We start from the raw sequence: 22341 nt of genomic DNA on the forward strand, positions 1-22341 counted from the left end.
CCATCATGAGCGATCAGCCGGTGATGACTGTGCTGGGTGCTGGCTCTTGGGGGACGGCGCTGGCAACTTTGGCTGTGCGCAATGGGGTGCCCACCCGTTTATGGGGGCGTAACACCGAGGCGCTGGCCGACATGAAGGCCACCCGCCGCAATCAGCGTTACCTGCCCGATCTGGAGTTGCCGGCAAATCTGGATTACGAACCGGAGCTGGCCACTGCCGTACGCGGCGCCAAAGTGGTCCTGATCGTGGTGCCCAGCCATGCCTTCGCCGAGATGCTGGACGAGCTGGCGCCGCTGCTCGATCCCGACGCCAATATCGCCTGGGCAACCAAGGGCTTCGAGCCGGGTACCGGCCGTTTCCTGCACGAGCTGGTGGCCGAAAAACTGCCGCGGCGCGCGGCTGCAGTGATCACCGGCCCTTCTTTCGCGCGCGAAGTGGCGGCGGGCATGCCCAGCGCGGTGACGGTGCACTCGGAAAGCGAGGCCTTTGCCCAGGAGCTGGCCATCCTGTTGCACGCCCCCAACTTCCGTGCCTATTCGGGCAACGACGTGCTGGGCGCGGAACTCGGTGGCGCCATGAAGAACGTGCTGGCCGTCGCCACCGGGGTCGCCGACGGCATGAAGCTGGGCCTCAACGCGCGCGCCGGCCTCATCACCCGAGGCATGAACGAAATGCTGCGGCTGGGCAAGGCGTTGGGCGCCAAGCCAGAAACCTTGATGGGCCTGTCGGGCCTGGGCGATCTGGTCTTGACCTGCACTGGCGATCTATCGCGTAACCGACGTCTGGGTCTCGCGCTGGGGCAGGGCATCGGTATTCATGAAGCCGTGGCACAGATCGGGCAAGTGGTCGAAAGCATGGTGACCGCCGATGAAGTGGTTCGTCTGGCCGACAAACATGGCCTGGACCTGCCTATCAGCAAGGGCGTCCAAGCCGTGTTGCACGGCGAGGTTACACCGGTCGAAGGCTTGAAAGCCCTGATGGCTCGTGAGCAGAAGCCCGAGTATTCGGAAGGCTTGTTCGAAACGCGTTGAGCGTGACTTCTGATCGAAGGCTCTATGCTGCTTGCAGCACGGACCCAAATCGCTGCTAAGCTCAAGGTTTTGATCGCCCCAGGGATCGCATGCGCATGCACCTACCGGACGAGAACCAGCACGGTGATTCTTCCGCCCAGCAAGATGAGTGCGAGGACAGCCTGCCGGGCGTGTGGCGCAAGCTGCTGGCCAGGCCGGCCGCGGCCGCGGCGCACGAACACGCCGTGCTGGGGTTCTTTTTCGAGGTGATGTCAGAAGAAGGCGCGCCCTACGCCCGCCTGGATGCCGCGCCGGTGTTACTCGTGCCGGCTGAGCACGGGCGCTTCACACGTCCCGCGCCGTTGGAAAGTAAACTGCTGGCGCACACCCCGATGCAGGCGCCCGAACAACGCTTGGCCACGGCTGTGCTCGGTTTGCCGCAAGCGTTGCGCAAATCGCGCAGCTACGCGCGTCTGACCGGTCACGTGGGCAATGCCTTGCTGGCGGAGATGCTCGACACCGCGCCATGCTTCCTCGGCGGTCTGGCCGGCTTGTGTCTGTCACGCGGCAAGTCGCACCAGCTCAACTGGCATTGGCATTTGGAAAACGACGGCAGCCAGCGCCTGTTACCGACGCTACCGCACAACCAGCGCTTGTTGCGTGTGGACGGACTCTGGTATCTGGATGCCGAGCGTGCCGAGCTGGGCCATCTGGAGGCCGATCCCGAAGAAACACACTGGCTCGACTTGCCACCCCTCAAGCACGATGACAGCCGTGCCTTGCGTCACAGTCTGCCATCCAGTCGCCTGGCGCACCGCATCCCGCTGCCACAGGTGTTCGATGAATTGCGTCGTACCAAACTGGCGCCCAGGCCGGTACTCACCCTGCACGCGCTCACGCGTCACGCGCGTTTGGCGGCCGGCACACCGCCGCTCGCGTATGCCCGGCTTGCTTTCGATTACGCCGGCGAGCGCTTGCCCGGCCGCGGTGGCGAACCATTGGTGCGCCGTGTGCGCAACGGACAACTGGTTGAGATCACGCGTCGGCGTGCCGAAGAGTTGTCCACCATGGAGCAACTGGAGCGTGTCGGCCTGACGCTAGGTGTCGATACCGAAGGCCTGCCCTGGGATCTGGCCGATACGCTGCCAGAAGACGCATGGTTGTTCCCCGGCAAAGGGCACGCTGGCGCACTGGAAGTGAACACCCCGGCGCGCTGGCTTGCCCTGCGGCCAAAACTCGAAGCGGAGGACTTCCTGCTCGAGTATGCACCGAGCTTTCCGTTCGAGGTGCTGGAAGGCCCTGTGCGCTGGTACGGCAACGCGGTCGAGGATGCTGACGACCACGCTTTCGATCTGGAAATCGGTATCGAAGTCGAAGGCAAACGCTGCAACCTGCTTCCCGCCGTGGCGCAAGCCTTGGCCGAGCATCAGCTTAACCTCAGCCCAGCCCCCAACGAACCCGAAGACGCGGTGTGGTATGCGCCCGTCGACGAACGTCGACGCGTGCCGGTGCGTTTGAAGGAGCTGCGCGGATTACTCGCTCCGCTTGCCGAATACCTCGAAAAGCCGAAAAAGAAATTGCATTTGCCCCGCGTGCAGGCGGGCCGGCTGGAAGAAATCGTCGAAGCGCTGCCCAGTGGCGGCGAGCTGCAGGCTCCCGAGCCATTACGCGGGTTCACCGCTCGCCTGCGCGATGCCGCGGAACGCGCCAGCGACGCCATACCAGAAGGGCTTACGGTTGAATTGCGTCCGTATCAACGAGAGGGGCTGCGCTGGTTGAATGCCTTGGCCGAAGCGGGCGTGGGTGGCGTGCTGGCCGATGACATGGGTTTGGGCAAAACGCTGCAACTCATCACGCATCTGTTGGCATTGAAAGCACGCGGCGCGTTGCAAGAGCCGGCACTCATCGTTGTGCCCACCAGCCTGATCCCCAACTGGCTCGCGGAAATCGCGCGTTTTGCACCATCCTTGCGCGCACTCGCCTTACATGGTCCGCAGCGCAGCGGTGACTTTTCGCAGATCGAGTCGCAGGACATCGTGTTGACCAGCTACGCCTTGTTGCCGCGAGACGTGGTCACGCTGCGCAAGCAGCCGTTCTCGCTGATCGTATTTGACGAAGCGCAGCAGGTGAAAAACCCGCGTACGCAGGCACGCCGTGCGGCACTTACCTTGCGTGCGCCGCGTTGCATTTGCCTTACCGGTACGCCGTTGGAAAATCATCTGGGCGAACTATGGTCGCAGGTAGATCTGGCGGTGCCGGGTTTGTTGGGTGATGAAGGTGCGTTCCGTCGTCACTATCGTGTGCCGATCGAAAAGCAGCGTGACGAGGATTGCCAGGCGCGTCTCAATCGCCGCCTCGCACCGTTCATCCTACGGCGTACCAAGGCGCAGGTGGCCGCCGAATTGCCGTCCAAGACCGAGATCACGCGCCGCGTCGTGCTCGATGGGCGTCAGCGTGAACTGTACGAGAGCTTGCGTCTGTCATTGGCCGACGAATTGCGCGAGGTGATCGCTCAGCGTGGCATTGCGCATAGTGGCATCGTGGTGCTGGATGCGCTGCTCAAACTACGCCAGGTCTGCTGCGATCCGCGCTTGGTGAAACTGGAAGTCGCGCGTGGTGTGCGTGATTCGGCAAAATTCGAATTGCTAATGGACATGCTGCCTGCGCTGCTGACGGAAGGGCGCAAGGTGCTGTTGTTCTCGCAGTTCACCGAAATGCTCAAGCTGATCGCCCATGAGCTGGAGCGTCATCGCATCCGCTACGTCATGCTGACAGGCGAAACGCGTGATCGCGCCGAACCCGTGCAACGTTTCCAGGAAGGGGATGTGCCACTGTTTCTGCTGTCGCTCAAGGCGGGTGGCGTGGGGCTCAACCTCACCGCGGCGGATACGGTGATCCACTACGACCCATGGTGGAACCCTGCTGCTGAAGCACAAGCGAGCGACCGTGCGCATCGCATCGGCCAGGACAAGCCGGTGTTCGTGTTCCGTCTGATTGCGTCAGGCACGGTCGAGGAACGCATTGAAGAGCTGAAGGCACGCAAGGCCGAGCTTGCCGAAGCTGTGCTGGCAGGTGGTGGTACGCGCGAGAAGCTCAGCTTTGATCAGGCGGACTTGGATGCGTTGCTGGCGCCGGGGTGATCTGCCCCGGTCATAGCCTTGCCGCAGGCTCACGACTCGCAGGGTCTTCCCGTTGGAATGATCGCCCAAAGGCGTGTCGGACATTGCCTTCGCAAACGGCTAGCGGCTTCCCGCGCTGATCCAAAACGCTTACTTTCAAGCCTTCGCCGTTCGGGTTACAGCCTGGCGCCAGACCATTCCCGCGTGCACGCGAGCCATGGCTATCGCTACCCGAGCGAGCTGTAAGAGGAGTTGATATGCGTAACGCCGTGATTGCTTGCACACTTTCGTTTGCCACGGCTTCCACGGCATGGGCTAGCGAGGGAACGGTTACCTGCAAAACCGAGAAGGCAATGGTTACATTGAGGACCACGCAGCTAAATTAGTTGTTCGCACGCCGGATGGCATCGTCCATCTGTGGGGAATGCCTTTTGGTGGGGGCTGAGTCAGGTCGCTTTTAATTTTCTACGCTTGTCCTAACCCAGACCATAAATCAGAAAAGCTTTACAAGGAGCAGTTATGCCTCGCATCGTCACTTCGTACCTGCTTTTGCTTGTGATCACTACCAACGCATGTGCGCAAACCTTGCCTGTGGATCGCGACATCGGCCCGGGATCTCACGCGGGGACCATCGCGTGCAAGACAGAAGATGCGATGGTAATGCTCATGAAGGCATCGCCTGCACTTACTACCAACGAACAAGTTTTAGACCGGCTCATTAAAAGTGGCGATTGCCTGATTATGTCACGCGGTTGGGCCGTTTTGTTGGCAGAAGATCCGCCCCTGGATCAGCAAGAGGACCACGCTTCCAAGTGGACCGTTCGAACACCCGATGGAGTCGTCCACATGTGGGGGACGCCCTTTGGCGGGGACTGAATTGAAGGAGTTGTTATGAGTAACAGCCTTATTGCCTACGTGCTTTCGTTGATCATTGGCATCAACGCCGTTGCCGAGGACTTGCCGATCGATTCGCAGCACATCACTGGATCGGATGAGGGGACCATTACGTGCAAGACTGAACAGGCGATGGTGACCTTGATGAAAGCATCGACTGCACTCACCACCAATGAAAAGGTACTAAGTCGCCTCGTTGAGAGTGGAGATTGTCTGATTATGCCGCGCGGATGGCTCGTTTTAAGGGCGAAAGATCCACCGTTGGATCAGCAAGAGGACCATGCATCCCAGTGGACTATTCGAACGCCCAATGGAATCGTCCACATGTGGGGGACACCTTTTGGAGGGGACTGAACCTGAAGGAGCTGATATGCGCCATATCGCCACTATATATGCACTTTCTTTTGGCTTCGCGGCCGCTGCATGTGCGCAAAGTTCATCGCAAGATCGGGCAGAATTCATCTCCGGATCAAGTGAGGGAACCATTGTATGCAAAAGCGAAAAAGCGATGGTCACTTTGATGAAGACCAGGACGGCCATGATGGCGTTAAACCTGGACATCTTGCACCGGCTTGAGGAAAGCGGGGATTGCTTTGCAATGCCACGGGGATGGCTAATGCTGGAAGCGCAAGACCCGCCATTGGACCAACAAGAGGACCACGCAGCTAAATTAGTTGTTCGCACGCCGGATGGCATCGTCCACATGTGGGGGACGCCCTTTGGCGGGGATTGAACTGAAGGAGCTGATATGCGCCAAATCGTCACTATGTACGTACTATCCTTCGCCATCACCGCCACTGCATTTGCACAGACTTCGTTGCACGATCGGGCCGAGCATATTACGGGCTCCGATGAGGGCACCATCGTGTGTAAAAACGAGAAGGCAATGGTCACTTTGATGAAGACCAGGACGCCGATGATGGCGTTAAACCTGGACATCTTGCACCGGCTTGAGGAAAGCGGCGATTGCTTCGCAATGCCACGCGGATGGCTAATGCTGGAAGCGCAAGACCCGCCATTAGACCAACAAGAGGACCACGCAGCTAAATTGGTTGTTCGCACGCCGGATGGCATCGTCCATATGTGGGGAATGCCTTTTGGGGGCGACTAGTCATGGACCTTCCACCCTATGATAGCGGCCCTTGCCGGTGGGGCCGGTTGGCGTCAGGCCCTCCACCAAAAAACCACGATAGTTTCCTTCGTACCTTGGCTCGTCTGGGACATAGCCAAGGTGCAAATGTTCGCCTTGCGTCGCCGTATAGCTTCCATGGTGAATCACCTGAAAACGGAATGCCAAACCCGTTGCGTCACCAAAAATCTCCCTTCGCCTTGAGCGGATCAAATCAAACGCCGTCGCATCCGTGACACCCTCGCAATGAAAATCAGCGGCGTGGTGTATCAAATGGAGGCTATTAGTCGCACCGCCGGCAGGCACGTGTCCCCGGTCGCCGCTGGTTACGCGCACCACGCAGCCCAGTTCATCGGCGATTCGCTCCAGCGCTTGCTGTACTCGCTCATCGCTGACGCGGTAGCTTTGATAATTGACAACAAACATCGATTCTCCCTAGTCGGCCGATGTGCGCTGGGACGTTGTCAATTCGCTCCCCTGCGTGGGCCGGGCGTTCTCGCGTGTGTAGGGGGTGAAGGGGTTAGCTGCTCCACGCGTCGCGGTATTGCAGATTGCCGTCCAGATACGTCCAGGTGATCTCTTCGTAGCGCAGGCAAAGCTTTTCGATATGGTTGTGCTGCTGCGACGGAGCGTTCTTGATGTTAGGCACTTCGGGTGTCACGGCCACGATCTTCACGTTGCGCATGGTCATATTGAAGTATTCGGTTTCCCGCCCGGCCTCATTGACGCGATACCACTTTATTTCGGCAGACTGCAACGTGTCGCCGCGTGCCAGTCGCATGTAGAGGATGGGCGAAGATCGATCGACTTCCTTTTCGATTACCAGCGGCATATGCAAGCGGCTGCCAAGCAATTGCCCGGTGACGCCGTCGGCGGAGGCGTGCAGACCATGCCTGAAACCCAACACCTCGATGCTCCCCTCGCGACCTGCCACCTGACTCGACCCGCGGATGTCGCTGCCGTCGATATCTTTCAGCCACAAATGCAATGGAATAGACATATATGCCACTTATCTGCCCGATATCGGTGCAATATTCCGTTTTCTGCTACGTGACACTGTCGGATATTTTTGGTGCTTCCGCTGCAGTAGGGAGCTGATCCGTGTCAGATTAAGCTCAATGGTACGTCTCGCCATCGCTCGCCGCAGGTGAGAACACGTAGGTTAATGCGATGGTCATTGGCATATGTTCGTGGGCAAACTTCAATTTGAGTTTTGGCAGGGACGTCCAATCGAAAATCCGCCGATTGCCCGCAAAAAGCTTTATGCAAGCCTGCAGTGCCGTCCTTGCGCTTTCCGCAAGAAACGATGCGACTTCCGTCCCATCATTCGGAGCGTACTCAATCGCGTGCGGCGACTTCGTCAATATGTTGCAGCAGGTCGGCGGGGTCGGCGTAGACGCGAAACGCACCCGAGCGCTGCAACTCATCCTCGCCATAACCGCCGGAAAGCAGGCCCACCCCCAGCGCACGCGCGCGCTGTGCGGCCAACATGTCCCAGATACTGTCGCCGATCACCAATGATTGATGGATATCCACACCCAGCCGCTCGGCCGCGGCAATGAAAAGATCAGGATCAGGCTTGGCGTGGCGAACCATATCGCGTGTCACGACGGGCACTTCGTTCGGATCAACGCCCAATGCGGCCAGATTATGCGCAGCAGTCTGCATCCGGCCGCTGGTTGCGATGGCCCAGGGAATGCCTTCCTCGGTCAGGAAATCCAGCAGCTCGCGTGCGCCGGGTAGCGGACGTACCGAGCCTTGCGCGTGATGCCGGTTGAACGCCTCGGCATGCCATTTTTGCAGGCGCTGGATGCGTTCCTCGGTAATGTCGAGCCCGGTCTCACGCAGCAGGATGTGGGTGAATAGGCCGCCGCTCATGCCGATCTTGCGATGGATGCTCCAAACCGGCAGCACCACGCCTTCCCGATCCAGTGATTCTTTCCACGCCAGCACGTGCTGATAGACGCTGTCGATCAGCGTGCCGTCGAGGTCGAAGAGAAATGCGGTATGTGAGCGGGGCATGGTGTTCGTCGAGGAAGGCATGGGGTTGGCTGAGTGCCGTGGACACCCAGCCAACAAGCGCGACGTTATCGCGATAAGCGGCGACCGGATTCGAGCACGGCCAATGCCGCCGCACCCAGCAAGCCGGGCTCCGGGTGCGTAATCGCAATCGTCGGTACATGTTCCATCGTATCGCGGAAGCGGCCTTTGGCTTCGAAGCGCTCGCGGAAACCGCCGCTTTGCAGCCAAGGCATCAGGATCTTCAATACGCCGCCGGTAAGGTAGACGCCATCCCAGCCGCCCAGGCTGAGCACCAGGTCGCCAGCTACGCTGCCGAAGATACCCGCCAGGGTTTCCACGGTACGTATGCAGAGCGGATCGCTGTTGTCCGTGGCGCGTGCGCTAATGTCCTCCGGCGTGTATTCCTCGGCGTGTTGACCGGCGATATCCGCCAGCGCGAGGTAGAGATTCACCAGGCCATTGCCGCAGATCATGCGCTCATTGGACACTCGGCCAAAGCGCGCATTGAGGCGATGCAGAATTTCCACATCTTCCGCCGTATGCGCTGCAAAACCTGCATGGCCACCTTCGGTTTCCAGCACGATCCAGTGGCCGTAACGCAGCAGCAGACCGGCCACGCCAAGGCCCGTGCCTGGGCCCATCACTACAAAGGTCTGTGACGATTGGTGGTCGTGCCGCGGCAGCAAATCCGGGCCCACGGGCTTGAGCTGATCGTTTTGCAGCAGCGGAATCGACATGCCCTGCGCCGCGAAATCGTTGACCAGTTGCACCCCTTCGAAGCTCAGTTCCTGTTGCAATCCATGCGCGGAAACAGCCCATGGATTGTTGGTGATCTTCACCGTTTCACCGTTCGCGATGCGCCCTGCGGCAGCGATGATCGCGTGCGAAGCGGTGTGGCCGGTGTCAGTGAAATACTGGCGGATGGTGTCGGCCAGCGTGTCGAAATCTTTCACGCGATAGCGGCACACGCTATCCATCATCAATGGCGTGGCGGAAGCGGTATCGGCGAGCGCAAAGCGGACATTGGTACCGCCGAGGTCGGCGAGCAGGGTAGGGGTATTGATGGAGCGATCCATGTGTATTCCAGACAGCTATCCGGACAAGACTGCCCGTTGTGGCGCCATTCGTCCAGCCTCGGTCTATGCAACATCGCGCCTCCCCCGTGCACGCTGCTAAGGGAGCGCGCGCAAGTTGGCGCAACGGCTCAGGTTTTCAGCGCCGCCAAAGCGGTCAGCAATGCCTGGCCGTTGGGGCTGCCCAGGCCAGTGCAGGCATCCCAGCCGGGGCCGGCTTGGTAGGTGCCGTTATTTCCTTGTGTGATATCGCGGAAGGCCGATTCGCCGATTTGGTAGATCGCCGCATGCACATCACCGACCGGTGCGCCAAGCTGCTGATTCAGGCGTGCAATCAGCGCGGCCCACAAAGGCGCCACGGCACTGGTGCCACCGATCACCTGTGACTGTCCGTCGATCAATACCTGATAACCCGTCATCGGATCGGCATTCCCGGAAACGTCCGGCACGCCGCGTCCAGGGCTGCCATGGGGCGACGCAGGTACGTTGGCATTCTGCTGCCAGTCAGGCAGTGGATATTCGACACTCACCCCACCGCCGGTGGCGCCTTCGTTGCTGGCCGTCTCGTTCCACACCACCTCGCTCTGGATGGTGGCGCCGTTGGCAACCAGGGTAGTGCCGCCACAACCCAGCGAATACGCGCTCGACGCCGGAAAGTCGACATGCGGCTGACCATCGCTTTCGCCATCGCTGGAGCCATTGTCACCCGCGGCCACGGTGACGGTAACACCTAGCGCCGCCGCATCCTGCAAGGCCGTTTCCATCGCGGCCAGCGATGAGCTGTTCCAGCTATCCTCCGGGCCGCCCCAACTGATCGATATCACCGACGGCTTATGAGTCGTATCGTGCGCAGCTTGTGAAATCGCCTCGTAAAAGCCCTGATCGGTATTGGCAGTGAAATACACCACGATAGTGGCACCGGGCGCCAGTGCGCCGGCAACCTCGATGTCCAGCATTACTTCGTCGTCGGCATCGCCGCTGCCGGGCTGGTTCTGGCCACCCGCTACGGACACGGCGATCACTTTCGGCTGCGGACTGATACCCAGGCTGGAAAAATACTGGCGCAGATCGCTGGTCGTGAAGCCACCACCCAGTTCGATAATGCCAATGGTTTCACCGCTACCGTTGGCGCCCGCGGGGAAGTTGTACCACTGACCGACCTGGATGGGCGTGTAACTGGTGTTCGGCGTAGCACTTGGCCGCCGTGAACGCGGTTGTGCCACGGGACGGCGATCCAGGCCCAATACCGCCATGGCTTCCGCCGGAAGCGTCGGCGCATGTCCGCAGCCAACGAAGGGAGGCTGGCTGTTGAGCTGGTATTTACCGAGCGTGACGCCAAAGGCTCTTTCCAGCGCAGCGGGTGTTCCGCGCAGATGCAGGACGCGTCGCGACGCATCGCTGCCGATCTCGCCCAGACCGTGTTGTTGGGCAAACCGGCGCAGGCTTTCCATATCGCCCGGATCCGCACCGTAATGTTGCCCGAATTCCCCGCGCTGCCAGCGTGGCGGATGCGGCCATGATGCGCTTGGCGGTGCGGTTTGCGTGCGACGTCGCAGGACGAGGGTGACATCCATCGGCTCGGTATCCTCGTGCGGACCGAGGTACTTCATGCCTTCCGGTGAGGTCCAATGCGACGGACGCTTGGTGGGGTGGCTCATGACGTGACTCCTGGGAGGGAACATGCACCGAGCGAAGATGCCACACGGAATGTGTCGATCTTGCTAATGCGCAGGCGGTCGTTCATCTCTCGTCACATGATCGATGCAGACCATCTCAGGGTCTGAGCCATCCGAGTGCGGCGAAGTGCCTGCATGCGCAACATGTTGGTGGCGTTAAACTAAATGGATTGATCGCAAGAGATTTCCGCATGAACTTCCCTGCCATCCGCATGCGCCGCATGCGCCGCATGCGCCGCGATGCCTTCTCCCGTGCACTGATGCGCGAACACACATTGCTGCCCGCCGATCTCATCATGGTGGCCTTTGTGATCGAAGGGGAAAACAAGCGCGAGCCCGTCCCGTCGATGCCGGGGGTGAATCGTGTTTCCATCGACGGCTTGCGGGAGCTTGCAGGTGAATGCGTGCGCCTGGGCATACCCGCGCTGGCGCTGTTTCCTTCACCTGGCGCATCGGTGAAAAGCGAAGACGCGGCGGAAGCCTGGAATCCGCAGGGACTTATGCAACGCGCGACGCGCGCACTGAAAGCGACGTATCCCGAACTGGGCCTGATCGGTGACGTGGCGCTGGACCCCTACACCGCGCATGGCCAGGACGGCCTGATCGACGAGCATGGCTACGTGATGAACGAGCCTACCATCGAAGCCCTGATCAAGATGTCGCTGGCCCAGGCCGAAGCCGGCATGGATTTCGTAGCGCCGTCGGACATGATGGACGGCCGTATCGGCGCCATTCGCGAAGCGCTGGAAAAGGCAGGACATATCCATACGCGTATCCTGGCCTATTCCGCCAAGTACGCCTCGGCATTCTACGGCCCGTTTCGCGATGCCGTCGGCTCGGCCGCCAGCCTCGGCAAGGGCAACAAGCACACCTATCAGATGGATGTGGGCAACAGCGACGAAGCTTTGCGCGAAGTGGAGCTGGATATCGCAGAAGGTGCCGATGTGGTGATGGTCAAGCCGGGCTTGCCGTACCTGGATGTGCTGCGCCGCGTGAAGGATGCATTCGGCGTGCCAACCTTCGTCTACCAGGTCAGTGGCGAGTACGCGATGCTCAAGGCCGCTGCGCAGCATGGCTGGCTGGATGAGCGCGCCGTGGTGCTGGAATCACTCATCGCGTTCAAGCGCGCCGGTGCCGACGCCATTCTTACCTACTTCGCCATCGACGCCGCCCGCTGGTTGCACGGGGAGTAAGCGTGTGTCACAACTTTGTAGCGATTCAGCCTCGATCGCGCTAGGCTGAAGCTGTCGGATTACCACAGGGGGAAACGACATGTTACAAGCCATCCAAAGCGGTACGCCGGTGCAACTATGGCAAGCGTTGGTGCAGGAAACCTATGCACGCACCGGCCATCCACTCGACGAATCGAGCGAAAGCTATCTGGTATTCGTGCTTCTGCGCTACCAGACCGACACCTTGCTGCTATCGCGTACTCAAGGTATGGACTGGATGGACGCGCTGTCGCTGGCCGGTACCGCGCGATCCGATGCACTGCGCGACGTGGGCGATCGCTGCCTGCTGCTGGCCGGATTGTTTCCCGGCTATGCCGAGCGGAGCCGGGTAAGCGTGGATTACTTCATCACCCTCGGACGCAGCGCCTATCAAGGCGTAGCCGATGCCGCCCGGCAGGCGTATGCGGCGCTGTATGCGCAACTGGCACACAGCTATCGTGAGCTGGTGGAGACCTTGGATACGATGCGACGGCTTTCGAAGGCGTCGGAGGTGGTTAAAACCATTCGTTAAAACAACAGGGAATAAGTAGTGTTGTTGCCGAGCGTTTACTGAAGGTAAAACTGGTTACGGCTTTCCAACATCTCATGTTTCCCTTCGCCTTTCTTAATGCCAACGCAAAGCGTCCCGTTGACGTTAAGTACTCTTGCAAGACGCGTATCTATCTCGTGTTTCTGCTCGCGATACTCCGTATAGCAGGGAATAGTTGTCTCTTTGAGGTGGTGGGCAGCATCTTGGTAACGAAATTCCGCAATGTTGTATTCACTCTCAATGAGCGAGTCTTTATGTTTCTCAGAAACAGGGAGTTGCCATGAATCTTTTAACCATAGAAGGACGGGGTGTATGTGATCAAATTTTGCGTGACCATGCTGTGTTTTGCTGAAGCCCATGTTCCCGAATAGCGTTTCCACGCTAGAATTACCCCAGGCGAGAGGTTTTAATATGTCTCCATCTTCTTTCTTCCAATTCGCTGGTTCTTTATATTCAACAATTTTTTCAGGGTATGTACTGCCAGGTCTATACAAATCAAGCAATTCCTGGCGAAAAAGAGCTGAGATATCTTCTTTAATTTTTTTGCAGAAATGGGTGTAGCGTTGCTCGAAGGCGCCCCCATCCGGCTTGTTTTTGTCTTCCTCTATGGCAGCCTTTTCAGATATAAGAAACTTATTAAATGCCTGTTTGTAGGCTGTGTTCATGCGAAGCGCAAGACTCGTTTCTTCTGGTGACATCCGTGGAATATCCACGGAGTGATCAAGACCTATTTGGTCGTGCCAATAGGTGGGTGGCAAATGAGTAGCAATGCTATTTATTGCGCTCCCATGTGGAATACTCACGGAGTGATCAAGACCTATTTGGTCGTGCCAATAGGTGGGTGGCAAATGAGTAGCAATGCTATTTATTGCGTCATCATTTAATGCATTGGAAAGAATGAGTTTATCCCTTACTTCGTCACGTAATGCTCCGTGACTGGTAGCTGTATTACACAAATCACTTAAAAAAACCTTATATTCATTTTGCGACGCAAAAGTCCTAAGGGGTGTCTCGTCGCCGTTAGGGTGCATTGCTACGAGGTTACGACCCTTTAATACAAGTTCATATGGATCATCATGGCTAGTATGACGGTATAAGATAATAATATCCGAATTAGTCTCGACATTAAGGCCCGACCCTTTCATCAGCATATCGTTTATCGCTGTATCCAACTCAGCCTTTCTCGCATCCATGCGGTACGCCTCATAAAACGACGTGATCCCAAAGCTGAATATGTTCTTGATCGCATCAAGGACAGTCTCCCCCTTACTTTGATGTTGATGCGGATCTACAGCATGACCGTAGTCCATTTCACGGATATGAGACGGTCCGCTAAAAAATCTTTGGAACGAAGTGATGTGCATGGTCTTATCGACTTTTAATGATAGTGCTTTACATTACACATTATCTTTTCACTACGCAGCACCGACCATCGGGTATTTACCTGATAGTGGCCAAGCGTCATGGCTGCGCAAATCCGGGCGGGGCACCACACGAATCCGCTAAGTTGGACTAGGCGGCTTCCTGGGGCGCAAGAGCGACGGCGAGCCTGGCGTAAAGACACTGTGGCGGGGATTGCAGCGTGTGCTGGATTTTGCATCGGGCTTGCGGTATGCCAGGGAGCACAGTATGGTGTGACTTGTGTGTAATCGGATGGACTAAACCGCGTGCTTTGCAAGGTGGATTTGCTGGACGCTTACTGCCGATAGGGGGGTGGTAAAGAAGCAATGGCGGTATTCATTGCGTTCTCATAATACATCGGAAAGAATGAGTTGATCCCTTACTTCGTCACGTAATACTCCATGACGGGTAGCTATGTTGCACAAATTACTTAAAAAACTCTTATAGTCATTTTGCGAATTAAACTTCTTAAGTAACTTGATGCCGTTAGTGCCGTTAGAGCTTTCTGCTACGAGTATATGGCTTTCTGATATGGGTATATTACGATGCAATACAAGTTTGTATGGATTATTATCGCTAGAGTGGCTGTATAAGATAATAGGATCACTTCCGGTGATGAAATTCAGTCCATTCGTCAGTATATCGTTTATCGCTTTACTCAGCTCGTTCTTTATTGCATTCATGCGGCACGATTCAAAGGAAGTGATCCCAAAGCTGGCCATGCTTTTGATCAAATCAAGGGTATTCGTCTCATTGCTATTCATTGCGCTCCTGTTTAATACATCGGAAAGAATGAGTTGATCCCTTACTTCGTCACGTAATACTTCGTGACGGGTGGCTATATCACACAAATTACTTAAAAAATCCCTATAGTCATTTTGCGACTTAAAAGTCTTAAGTTCCTTGAAGCCGTTAAGGCTTATTGCCACGAGTTTATTCCGCTGTAATACCAGTCTGTATGGATTATTATCGCTGGCGTGGCTGTATAAGAGAACAGGATCCGGACTCCCGGCTTTAAAGTTCAGTCCGTTCGTCAGCATTTCGTTTATCGCTTTATCCATCTCAGGCATTTTCGCGTCCATGCGGTACGATTCATAAAAGGAAGTGATCCCAAAGCTGGCTATGCTTTTGATCAAATCAAGGACGCTCTCCGCATTGTTTTGACGTGGAGCTAGAGCATGATCATCGTCCACGTTATGGTTATAAGACGGTTCGCTAGAAAATCTTTGAAACGAAGTGATGTGCATGGTCTTATCGACTTTTAATAATAGCTCTTTACATACAAAATTATCTTTTCACTACGCGCAGTACTAGCCATCGGGTATTTACCTGATGGCAGCCAAGCGTCATGGCTGCGCAAATTCGGACGGGGCATGGTGTTGACTGAGTCTGGTTACTTGCTGGTAGGCACCGTCGCGGCGGGTAGCGTCAGCTTGATTTCATAGATCAAGGGCCAGCGCTTGCCTGTCACGAACAGCCGGTCGTGGGCAGCGTCGTAAGCGATGCCGTTGAGCACGTCGTTGCTGGGATCGAGCGTTTCCCCGGGTTTCGGGCCAAGGCCGGTCAGGTTGATGACGCCGACCACTTTGCCCGTTGCAGGGTCGATCCGGACGATGGAGTGGGTCAGCCACACATTGGCGTAGATCTCGCCCTTCACCCACTCCAGCTCGTTGAGGTTGATCACGGGACTGCCACTTGCCGTGACGTCGATCTTGCCAGTTTGCTTGAGCGTTTCTGGATCGAGCACGCGGAGGGTGGCCGAGCCATCGCTCATGTAAATGTGCTTATCGTTGGCGGTAAGTGCCCAGCCTTCGCCGCGATAATCAAACTGGCCCAGCTTCTTGAACGTTTTCAGATCGTAGATAAAGCCATGCTGTGACTGCCAGGTAAGTTGGATCAACCGGTTTTTCCAGGCAACGATACCTTCGCCGTAATCGGGCGGTGGCAGGTCCGCCGTCTGCAGTACCTTGCCAGTCTTGATATCGACCTTGCGTATCGACGACGCACCCACATTGCCCGTGCTCTCGTAAAAGTAACCGTTAAGGTAGAAAAAGCCTTCGGTATAGACACCCGTATCGTGCGGATACGTATGCACCACCTGATAACCGTAAATCGCAGGGGTGTCCCGTGCAGTGGCCACGTGGGTGCAGCACACTAGGAATAACACGAGGAGCGATGTGAGTGATTTCATGGCATTGGATCATCCCATGTCCCGGACCGCGAGTCAGCAGCAAGCTATCACAGTCCAGTATGATGCGGCTCACCGTCGTGGATTAGCGACAGGCTGTGATGTCCGCTCGCATATGTCACATTCCGCTCAGCCGCTCGTGATCCGTTTTGGTCGTCTCGGCGACACGCTGTTGTTGCAGCCGATGTTGCGCCGATTGCATGCGCGCTATGTGCAGCCCTGCCATGTGCTGGCCAGAGGCCGCTACGCGGCCGAGCTGTATCAGGGTCACCCTGATGTCGCGGACATGCTGGTGTTGGATGCGCATCACCAGCCGTTTGTGTTGAGTCCAGAGCAGTGGCATGTCGTCCATCAACTGCGGCGGATGCGTGACGTGCCCGTATACGTGGCCGAGCTGCAACCCACCTCGCTAGCCAGGATCCGGTTTTTGCTGAAAATGGCCGGCATCCCGGATCGCCATTGCGTGTTTCTCGAACACATCCCGCTGCCGCCGGACAGTCACTGGATCGAGCATTTGCTGCAGCTCGCCGATGCAACGCCGCCGGCGTTTCATAGCGCATTCGGGCATGTTGCATGCATGACCAGCGCTGTTCCTGAGCTGGTGGTCAGTCCACAGGAGCGCGCCGATTGCGACCAATGGTTGATTCATCGACAACTCGCCGGCCATCCGCTGGTGTTGCTGCAGGCCGCCAATAAACGTACCGTGCGTTGGAACGGTGTGCGCAAGGCCAGTGATGATGACAAATCCTGGCCGATCGAACACTGGACGCGTGTCGTAGCAGCCATCAACACGCAATGGCCCGATGCACGCATCCTGCTTTGCGGCTCGCCGGCCGAAGCACGTTATCTGGAAACCATCCGCGCAACGATGGCGCAGTCCGGAGTGGAAGTCGTGGCCAGGGATTTGCCGGTGCCGCGACTGAAAGCGCTGCTGGCGATCGCCCATAGCATGATTTCGGTGGACACTGGCCCTGCGCACATGGCCGCAACGATGGGTTGTCCGCTGGTGGTGATGTTTGGATCGGGACCGCTGAGCTATTGGGCGCCGCGTGGTGCTTCGCCAGATGCGGTGCGTGTGCTTGGCGGACCGCCGCGGCAACGTGTCGACGCCATTGCGCCGGATGAAGTCATCGCTGCATGGCGCGGATTGCCCTTACGCGCGCCGCCATCCTCACGTGTGGAAGCGGGGTTGACGTCAATGGCACTAACTTAAGCATTGTCGCCCGGCCTTCGCCGGGACGAGTGCGCCTGTGACGGCGCGACATCAGCGCTACGTTCTGTGGGGGCGACTACCCTACTGACTGTGCTTGCGCGGCTACCAGCGCCTGGCCTACCTATTCGGCGACTTCGAACAAATGCTTCGGCGTACGCAGTGATCAGATCGAGATGCTGCGGCCACCGTCGACAGAAATGATCTGCCCCGTGACATACGGCGCATCCCGCAGCAGCCATAGCACCGCGCCGGCGACATCTTCGGGCGTACCAGCGCGACCGAGCGGTGTGCAGGCGAGCATGGTTTGTTGATCGTCGTAGGGCTTGCCATCGCTCGGCCACATCACGGCTCCCGGGGCGACCCCGTTGACGCGAATCTCGGGGGCAAGGTCCAGTGCCAGCGTACGCGTCATCGCCACGAGTGCGCCTTTGGCCATCACATAGATCGGATAACGGGCGATGGCGCGTGTCGCATAGATGTCCACGATATTCACGATGGCGCCATGAGTCGCGCGCAGTGCGGGCATGGCGGCCTGTGCGAGGAAGAAAGGTGCCTGTGCGTTGGAGGCAAACAGCTCGTTCCACTGCGCCGCGGTGGCAGTGCCGATAGGAGTGGGATAGAAGGCTGAGGCGTTGTTGACCAATGCGTCGAGGCGTCCATAACGTGTCAGAGTGTCGTCCACCCGTTGCGGCAATGCGCTTATGTCCGCCAGTTCGGCCTGGAGCACAAGTACGCTATCGCCGCGTTGTGCGTGCAACTCCTCGGCCAGAGCGTGTGCTTCGTCTACCGAGTGTCGGCAATGCAGTGCCAGATCGTAACCGGCAGCGTGCAAAGTGCGTGCGATCACGGCGCCGACACGTTTGGTGCCACCTGTGATCAGGGCGACCGGGCGTGGGTTAGGCGAACTCATGCGGTAGCTCCTGCACAGTGATGGTGGCGGCGCGCAGCTTGACGCAAACGCTGTGCGACGTCATCGGGCATGGCATCAATGGGTGCGCGTAGCGGGAATTTCACGCGTACCCGCTTGGACCGGATCGTTGTTTTCATCGGCCATGCCGATTTCACTTTTCAACATGGCAAGGGTGGTGGCTGCGACCTGGCGCGTGTCGTAGTAGGCATAACCACCGACGCCGATAGCGCCGATCAGCGGCATCCAGCGTGACAAGCCTTCGCCCAGCGCACGCTGCGTCACCTTCACGCCAATCTGTTTGGCAACGCGCTCGATCACGCCATAGGACACGCGCCGGAAGATCAGGCGGTCGCCCAGACGCACCACCAGATCGCGGAACGCCTGTGCCGAAGTGTGGCGAAACAAACACCACAGCATCTGCTCGCGCCCCAGTTCGGTGTGCCGGCCATAAGCTGCGGCGATATCACTGACCAGTTGCGCCTGAATTTTCCAGATCGAAATCAGCTCCGGCAGAATGGTCAGCCAGCCCAGTGGACCGGGTGGCAAAGCCAGCGACCCCGCGGTGATCGCCGCGCGCTGAGCAGCACGTTTGGCCAGCCGACGGGCTTCGGTTTCTGGATCGTTCTGACTGTGCACCTTGCTGTCAGGGATCCGGCTGATGAAATCCAGGATCGCGCGTGTCACCCGGTTGCTTGCATCGTCTTGGCCAATCACGGCCGGCAAGTGGGTGCCGGATGTAGAGGTTTCGTTGGACTCGGTCATGCCTCGCTCCTGTGGAATCGTTTGCCGATCATAGGTTGGCTACAGGATTGTCTTATGAGGATGACATAAACTATCCGATGACACACTTGCACCTCCTAGCAGGTGCGCCCTGCCGGGCGCACAAGAAAAAGACCCTGCATCTAAATGCAGGGTCTTAGACTAACGGTGCTACTTATTTGCCGAACTTGTATGTGGCTTCGACGAAGTAACTGCGGCCGTAAACGTTGTAGTTGTCACTGTTGTAAGGCTGGTTTGCCGTGCCCGGATAACTGTTGTCCTTGGGGGGCATTTTGTTGAATAGATTGTCGACCATGAATGACAAGGTAAGGCTCGGAATCGGGCTGTATGACACGCTTGCGTTATAAATCATCCAGGGCACCAACTTGCCAGCGCCTGGGGCTGTGTAACTATCCGTGTTATAGGCCTGGTAATTTGGGGTACTTCCATAGCGATTCCCATAGAGCGTTGCGCTCCAAGCATCCTTGCTCCAGGTTAGCGAAGCATTAGCCTTGGTTTTAAAACCGGCGCTATACCAGATGTTGTAGAACGGCGACCGAAGTACATCGATAACGGGGTCGCTGGGGTTCGCCTGTACCGTGTGCTTCAGAACGTCACTGTACGAAGCATTGAGTGCTATGTTTCCGAAATCGCCAGCTTTGAATGCATAGTTGAATCCAACGACCAGTGCATCCAGCTTTTCACTCGCGATATTGACTTTTGGTGTCGCAATTTGGGTGATATTTCCATTTGCATCGCGTGTTACCTGGTTCAATGTTGCAGCGCAAGTTGGCGACTGGATATTAAGATCACCGAGCCTGCATAGGGCCTCCTGCCTGAGAATCATATCCGGATCTTGCGGCTGCACTTCGTTGTTGATGCTCCAATGAAAGTAATCGGCTGTTACAGACATCCGTGACACCGGAGCCCAGACCAGACCGTATGTCCATGTTGTGGCCGTGATGGGTTGTAACTTGGGATTTCCATTGGTTACGATCATGAATTGATAGCTATCGTAGGGCGCTGGGCAGTTTTGAACGTTGCCGGCGGCGTAACCTCGTAAGGCGCAATTGTAATAATCCGGAGCAAAGTTGTAGCCCGTGCTCTGGCCTTGAAATTCATCCGCGAGCGTTGGGACTTTGAACGCGGAACCGTACTTGGCCCGCAATAGCAGCGCATCGAAAGGTCGATACTCGAAACCTACGCTATAGGTAGGCTTGCTTACCGTTGAGTTGGCGACGTTGAAAGCGTCGTAACGAAGCGATGCATTCATGGTAAGTTGGTTGAGAAGCGGTAGTCGCAGTTCCGTGGTTGCGGCATAACGGGATCGATGTCCCGCTCCTTGAATCGCTGACGTTCCCCATGCGTCGCCGGCCATCAAGCGCGGATCCGGAGAGTAATCCCAGCCCTGATTGCCGCCTTCGACGAGGAAGGCTACACCCGCGTCGCCACCTGGCATCTCCATAAGCGATGCGTTGGTCACGACAGCCCGAAGCATGTTGTCCCAGCTCTTGCTTCGTGTGTCCGCATAACCGGTGAAGCTGCGAAAGTCACTATTGGGGATGGGTGAATAAAACGCGCCGTAGTTCGGATTGAAAATGTCATGTGGCGCACCATCGTCATCGACATATGTGCCAAGACTGGGGCCAAGGATGTGATCTGAAAAATAGGCTTCTATTGGATCGGACCATCGATAAAAGTTTCGTTCGATGAGTTGATCGTTCGAGTGAGTGAAGCTGATGTCGTAATCCCAGTTCGAGGCGCCGATACCACCTTTGGCCCCTAGCACCAGCATATAGGTGTTTTCGGTGGTTTTATTCATGATGGACTTGTAGCCACCGACCTCTTCGGGAGTAAAGCCGCGTTGCAGGTCAACGACATCGTCAAGGTTGGGGTCGTAATAGCCGTTATAACTAGCCGAAGTGCCCCACCATGTCGTCGCTGGGCCATTGGTGAACTTCTGCTGCTGGTAGCTGTACAGAAAATCACCATAGAGCTGGATGTTTTCGTTTACATCAAAGGTTGCATGAGTGTAGGCCTGCGCTGTCTTGCTATCATTGCCGATCGTGGCGTAACCGGGGGAGTAGAAGGAGCCGCAATATTCTCCCTTGCCTGCGCGGCTCTGAAGTCCCTCCGTTCCTCGGAACTGATTGCTTACCAGCGCGCAACGATTGGGGTCGAGCATGTAGTACTTGTTGCTGGATACGAGGTAGTCGCGGCTGGCGGTTTCTGGCGAAGTGCCGTGCTTGTTGAAGGTTGCTGTCAGGGAGCGATCCATGGCCCAAGTAGGTTGCGTGCTTTCGAACTGGGCGCCAGCGAGGATGTTGAATTTCCCGATGTTGAAGCTGTCGGCAAAGCTGATGCGGCGATCTGCGCCGCCACCTTCTTTGCTCCATCCGTAGCGGACATCGACCACTGGCGCGTCGAGCTTCTTCTTAAGAACGATATTGACGACGCCAGCGATGGCGTCCGAGCCGTAGAGTGACGATTGGCCGCCTGGAAGAATGTCGATATGGTCGACCATCTCGGTCGGTATGCTGGCGAGATTGTTGAAAGTGTCGCTACCGTTATAAAGGGCCGGGAAGTCACCCATGGGGCGGCCATTGATGAGGTATTTTACGTAGCCCACGTTCAAACCGAACATGCTGAGCGTTTGGGCGCCTGGAGTAAAACTATTGGTGTCTTGTGCTCCCTGTGCGCTACCCGTTGCGAAGGAGGCTTGCTGAAGTGCATCAGCAACGCTCGTAAATCCTTTTTCCTTAAGTTGTGCGGCAGTGATCGTTGTGGTCGGGGTGGATGTTTCCACCTGCGTTTGCGGAATCAATGATCCGGTAACCGTCACTGCCTCGAGCTTTTTCGTCGGCTTGCTGCTATCCGTAGTGTTGCTGTCCTGTGCGAATGCGCTGGTGCATCCCAGTGCCGCCACGCAGGCCACTGCCAGCAACTTGTACGCGTGCTGGCCACTATTCCCTCTCTTCATCATGCTTCTCCCTGGTCGTATTCGTGTATTGGCTTTACCCAGGTTTAGGCAAAACCTTCCCCTTCGGACCTTTGTTTGATCCTCTATGGAGTTCGTCGCGGTAGCCCGCTGCGGCTACGTTGCTTCGAATGAAGCGCGGATAACCGTTAGGCAATTAGTAATACCTGTAAAACAGGTAACGCTATCAGATGGGTCTGAAAGTCGTG

The 22341-nt window shown here is 57.2% G+C and carries 20 protein-coding genes and 1 pseudogene; 10 read left to right on the top strand and 11 right to left on the bottom strand.

Annotated elements, in window-relative coordinates; translation table 11 throughout:
* Positions 1–5: 5 nt before the first annotated feature.
* The 6 genes from EO087_RS13945 to EO087_RS13970 all read left to right on the top strand — a co-directional run bounded on the left by EO087_RS13945 (position 6) and on the right by EO087_RS13970 (position 6134).
* The gene (locus EO087_RS13945) at positions 6–1031 is read left to right on the top strand and encodes an NAD(P)H-dependent glycerol-3-phosphate dehydrogenase (protein WP_128899397.1); all 1026 of its coding nucleotides are present in this window, start codon (positions 6–8) and stop codon (positions 1029–1031) included.
* A gap of 95 nt (positions 1032–1126) precedes the next feature.
* Positions 1127–4150, top strand: a complete 3024-nt coding sequence (locus tag EO087_RS13950; protein ID WP_128899398.1) for a DEAD/DEAH box helicase — start codon at positions 1127–1129, stop codon at positions 4148–4150.
* Positions 4151–4648: 498 nt separating this feature from the next.
* Positions 4649–5005, top strand: coding sequence for a hypothetical protein (locus EO087_RS13955; RefSeq protein WP_128899399.1), 357 nt, complete (start codon positions 4649–4651; stop codon positions 5003–5005).
* Between the two features lie 15 nt (positions 5006–5020).
* A complete protein-coding gene (locus tag EO087_RS13960) occupies positions 5021–5377 on the top strand; it encodes a hypothetical protein (RefSeq protein WP_128899400.1) in 357 nt (118 codons plus the stop codon).
* Between the two features lie 16 nt (positions 5378–5393).
* Positions 5394–5756, top strand: a complete 363-nt coding sequence (locus tag EO087_RS13965; protein WP_128899401.1) for a hypothetical protein — start codon at positions 5394–5396, stop codon at positions 5754–5756.
* 15 nt (positions 5757–5771) lie between these two features.
* A complete protein-coding gene (locus tag EO087_RS13970) occupies positions 5772–6134 on the top strand; it encodes a hypothetical protein (RefSeq protein WP_128899402.1) in 363 nt (120 codons plus the stop codon).
* On the opposite strand, the gene EO087_RS13975 is transcribed toward EO087_RS13970, so the two are convergent.
* The 5 genes from EO087_RS13975 to EO087_RS13995 form a co-directional block, all read right to left on the bottom strand.
* Complete coding sequence (locus tag EO087_RS13975) at positions 6135–6578, bottom strand: D-Ala-D-Ala carboxypeptidase family metallohydrolase (protein ID WP_128899403.1); 444 nt, start codon at positions 6576–6578, stop codon at positions 6135–6137.
* A gap of 94 nt (positions 6579–6672) precedes the next feature.
* Entirely contained in the window at positions 6673–7152 is a 480-nt protein-coding gene (gene tssD / locus EO087_RS13980; protein WP_128899404.1) for a type VI secretion system tube protein TssD, read from the bottom strand.
* A gap of 338 nt (positions 7153–7490) precedes the next feature.
* Positions 7491–8174: an HAD family hydrolase gene (locus EO087_RS13985; RefSeq protein WP_128899405.1), complete on the bottom strand. Its 684-nt coding sequence runs from the start codon at positions 8172–8174 to the stop codon at positions 7491–7493.
* A 65-nt stretch (positions 8175–8239) separates the two neighbouring features.
* Entirely contained in the window at positions 8240–9250 is a 1011-nt protein-coding gene (gene glk / locus EO087_RS13990) for a glucokinase (RefSeq protein ID WP_128899406.1), read from the bottom strand.
* 128 nt (positions 9251–9378) lie between these two features.
* The gene (locus EO087_RS13995; protein WP_128899407.1) at positions 9379–10905 is read right to left on the bottom strand and encodes a S53 family peptidase; all 1527 of its coding nucleotides are present in this window, start codon (positions 10903–10905) and stop codon (positions 9379–9381) included.
* A gap of 209 nt (positions 10906–11114) precedes the next feature.
* Here EO087_RS13995 and hemB point away from each other — a divergent pair, with 209 nt between their 5' ends.
* Together hemB and EO087_RS14005 are read left to right on the top strand one after the other, a co-directional pair.
* Positions 11115–12116, top strand: a complete 1002-nt coding sequence (gene hemB / locus EO087_RS14000) for a porphobilinogen synthase (protein ID WP_128899408.1) — start codon at positions 11115–11117, stop codon at positions 12114–12116.
* A gap of 79 nt (positions 12117–12195) precedes the next feature.
* The gene (locus EO087_RS14005; protein ID WP_128899409.1) at positions 12196–12666 is read left to right on the top strand and encodes a hypothetical protein; all 471 of its coding nucleotides are present in this window, start codon (positions 12196–12198) and stop codon (positions 12664–12666) included.
* 35 nt (positions 12667–12701) lie between these two features.
* Here the strand turns inward: EO087_RS14005 and EO087_RS14010 are convergent, their stop codons facing one another.
* Complete coding sequence (locus EO087_RS14010) at positions 12702–14048, bottom strand: hypothetical protein (protein ID WP_128899410.1); 1347 nt, start codon at positions 14046–14048, stop codon at positions 12702–12704.
* Positions 14049–14196: 148 nt separating this feature from the next.
* On the opposite strand from EO087_RS14010, the pseudogene EO087_RS14015 reads away from it, so the two are divergent.
* Positions 14197–14322, top strand: a pseudogene (locus EO087_RS14015) (IS4 family transposase); the annotation flags it as partial.
* A gap of 110 nt (positions 14323–14432) precedes the next feature.
* On the opposite strand, the gene EO087_RS14020 reads toward EO087_RS14015, so the two are convergent.
* On the bottom strand, positions 14433–15332 hold the full coding sequence (locus tag EO087_RS14020; RefSeq protein ID WP_128899411.1) for a hypothetical protein: 900 nt from the start codon (positions 15330–15332) through the stop codon (positions 14433–14435).
* A gap of 146 nt (positions 15333–15478) precedes the next feature.
* On the bottom strand, positions 15479–16276 hold the full coding sequence (locus tag EO087_RS14025) for a glutaminyl-peptide cyclotransferase (protein ID WP_128899412.1): 798 nt from the start codon (positions 16274–16276) through the stop codon (positions 15479–15481).
* 112 nt (positions 16277–16388) lie between these two features.
* Here EO087_RS14025 and EO087_RS14030 point away from each other — a divergent pair, with 112 nt between their 5' ends.
* Positions 16389–17486, top strand: a complete 1098-nt coding sequence (locus EO087_RS14030; RefSeq protein WP_164931856.1) for a glycosyltransferase family 9 protein — start codon at positions 16389–16391, stop codon at positions 17484–17486.
* Between the two features lie 163 nt (positions 17487–17649).
* Here the strand turns inward: EO087_RS14030 and EO087_RS14035 are convergent, their stop codons facing one another.
* From EO087_RS14035 to EO087_RS14045, 3 genes are all read right to left on the bottom strand, one after another.
* On the bottom strand, positions 17650–18396 hold the full coding sequence (locus EO087_RS14035) for a pteridine reductase (RefSeq protein WP_128899414.1): 747 nt from the start codon (positions 18394–18396) through the stop codon (positions 17650–17652).
* Positions 18397–18471: 75 nt separating this feature from the next.
* Positions 18472–19158 carry a hypothetical protein gene (locus EO087_RS14040; protein WP_128899415.1) on the bottom strand — a complete coding sequence of 229 codons (687 nt, stop codon included), beginning with the start codon at positions 19156–19158 and terminating at the stop codon, positions 18472–18474.
* Positions 19159–19330: 172 nt separating this feature from the next.
* Positions 19331–22138, bottom strand: coding sequence for a TonB-dependent receptor (locus tag EO087_RS14045; protein ID WP_240669065.1), 2808 nt, complete (start codon positions 22136–22138; stop codon positions 19331–19333).
* Positions 22139–22341 lie beyond the last annotated feature (203 nt).

It is taken from the genome of Dyella sp. M7H15-1 (assembly GCF_004114615.1).
In the GTDB taxonomy this organism is placed as follows: Bacteria; Pseudomonadota; Gammaproteobacteria; order Xanthomonadales; family Rhodanobacteraceae; genus Dyella_B.

Bases quoted from the DNA above. Each gene is read 5' to 3' on its own strand.
- EO087_RS13945 (WP_128899397.1), top strand. From the start codon at position 6: ATGAGCGATCAGCCGGTGATGACTGTGCTGGGTGCTGGCTCTTGGGGG.
- EO087_RS13950 (WP_128899398.1), top strand. From the start codon at position 1,127: ATGCACCTACCGGACGAGAACCAGCACGGTGATTCTTCCGCCCAGCAA.
- EO087_RS13955 (WP_128899399.1), top strand. From the start codon at position 4,649: ATGCCTCGCATCGTCACTTCGTACCTGCTTTTGCTTGTGATCACTACC.
- EO087_RS13960 (WP_128899400.1), top strand. From the start codon at position 5,021: ATGAGTAACAGCCTTATTGCCTACGTGCTTTCGTTGATCATTGGCATC.
- EO087_RS13965 (WP_128899401.1), top strand. From the start codon at position 5,394: ATGCGCCATATCGCCACTATATATGCACTTTCTTTTGGCTTCGCGGCC.
- EO087_RS13970 (WP_128899402.1), top strand. From the start codon at position 5,772: ATGCGCCAAATCGTCACTATGTACGTACTATCCTTCGCCATCACCGCC.
- EO087_RS13975 (WP_128899403.1), bottom strand. From the start codon at position 6,578: ATGTTTGTTGTCAATTATCAAAGCTACCGCGTCAGCGATGAGCGAGTA.
- tssD (WP_128899404.1), bottom strand. From the start codon at position 7,152: ATGTCTATTCCATTGCATTTGTGGCTGAAAGATATCGACGGCAGCGAC.
- EO087_RS13985 (WP_128899405.1), bottom strand. From the start codon at position 8,174: ATGCCCCGCTCACATACCGCATTTCTCTTCGACCTCGACGGCACGCTG.
- glk (WP_128899406.1), bottom strand. From the start codon at position 9,250: ATGGATCGCTCCATCAATACCCCTACCCTGCTCGCCGACCTCGGCGGT.
- EO087_RS13995 (WP_128899407.1), bottom strand. From the start codon at position 10,905: ATGAGCCACCCCACCAAGCGTCCGTCGCATTGGACCTCACCGGAAGGC.
- hemB (WP_128899408.1), top strand. From the start codon at position 11,115: ATGAACTTCCCTGCCATCCGCATGCGCCGCATGCGCCGCATGCGCCGC.
- EO087_RS14005 (WP_128899409.1), top strand. From the start codon at position 12,196: ATGTTACAAGCCATCCAAAGCGGTACGCCGGTGCAACTATGGCAAGCG.
- EO087_RS14010 (WP_128899410.1), bottom strand. From the start codon at position 14,048: ATGCACATCACTTCGTTCCAAAGATTTTTTAGCGGACCGTCTCATATC.
- EO087_RS14020 (WP_128899411.1), bottom strand. From the start codon at position 15,332: ATGCACATCACTTCGTTTCAAAGATTTTCTAGCGAACCGTCTTATAAC.
- EO087_RS14025 (WP_128899412.1), bottom strand. From the start codon at position 16,276: ATGAAATCACTCACATCGCTCCTCGTGTTATTCCTAGTGTGCTGCACC.
- EO087_RS14030 (WP_164931856.1), top strand. From the start codon at position 16,389: ATGTCACATTCCGCTCAGCCGCTCGTGATCCGTTTTGGTCGTCTCGGC.
- EO087_RS14035 (WP_128899414.1), bottom strand. From the start codon at position 18,396: ATGAGTTCGCCTAACCCACGCCCGGTCGCCCTGATCACAGGTGGCACC.
- EO087_RS14040 (WP_128899415.1), bottom strand. From the start codon at position 19,158: ATGACCGAGTCCAACGAAACCTCTACATCCGGCACCCACTTGCCGGCC.
- EO087_RS14045 (WP_240669065.1), bottom strand. From the start codon at position 22,138: ATGATGAAGAGAGGGAATAGTGGCCAGCACGCGTACAAGTTGCTGGCA.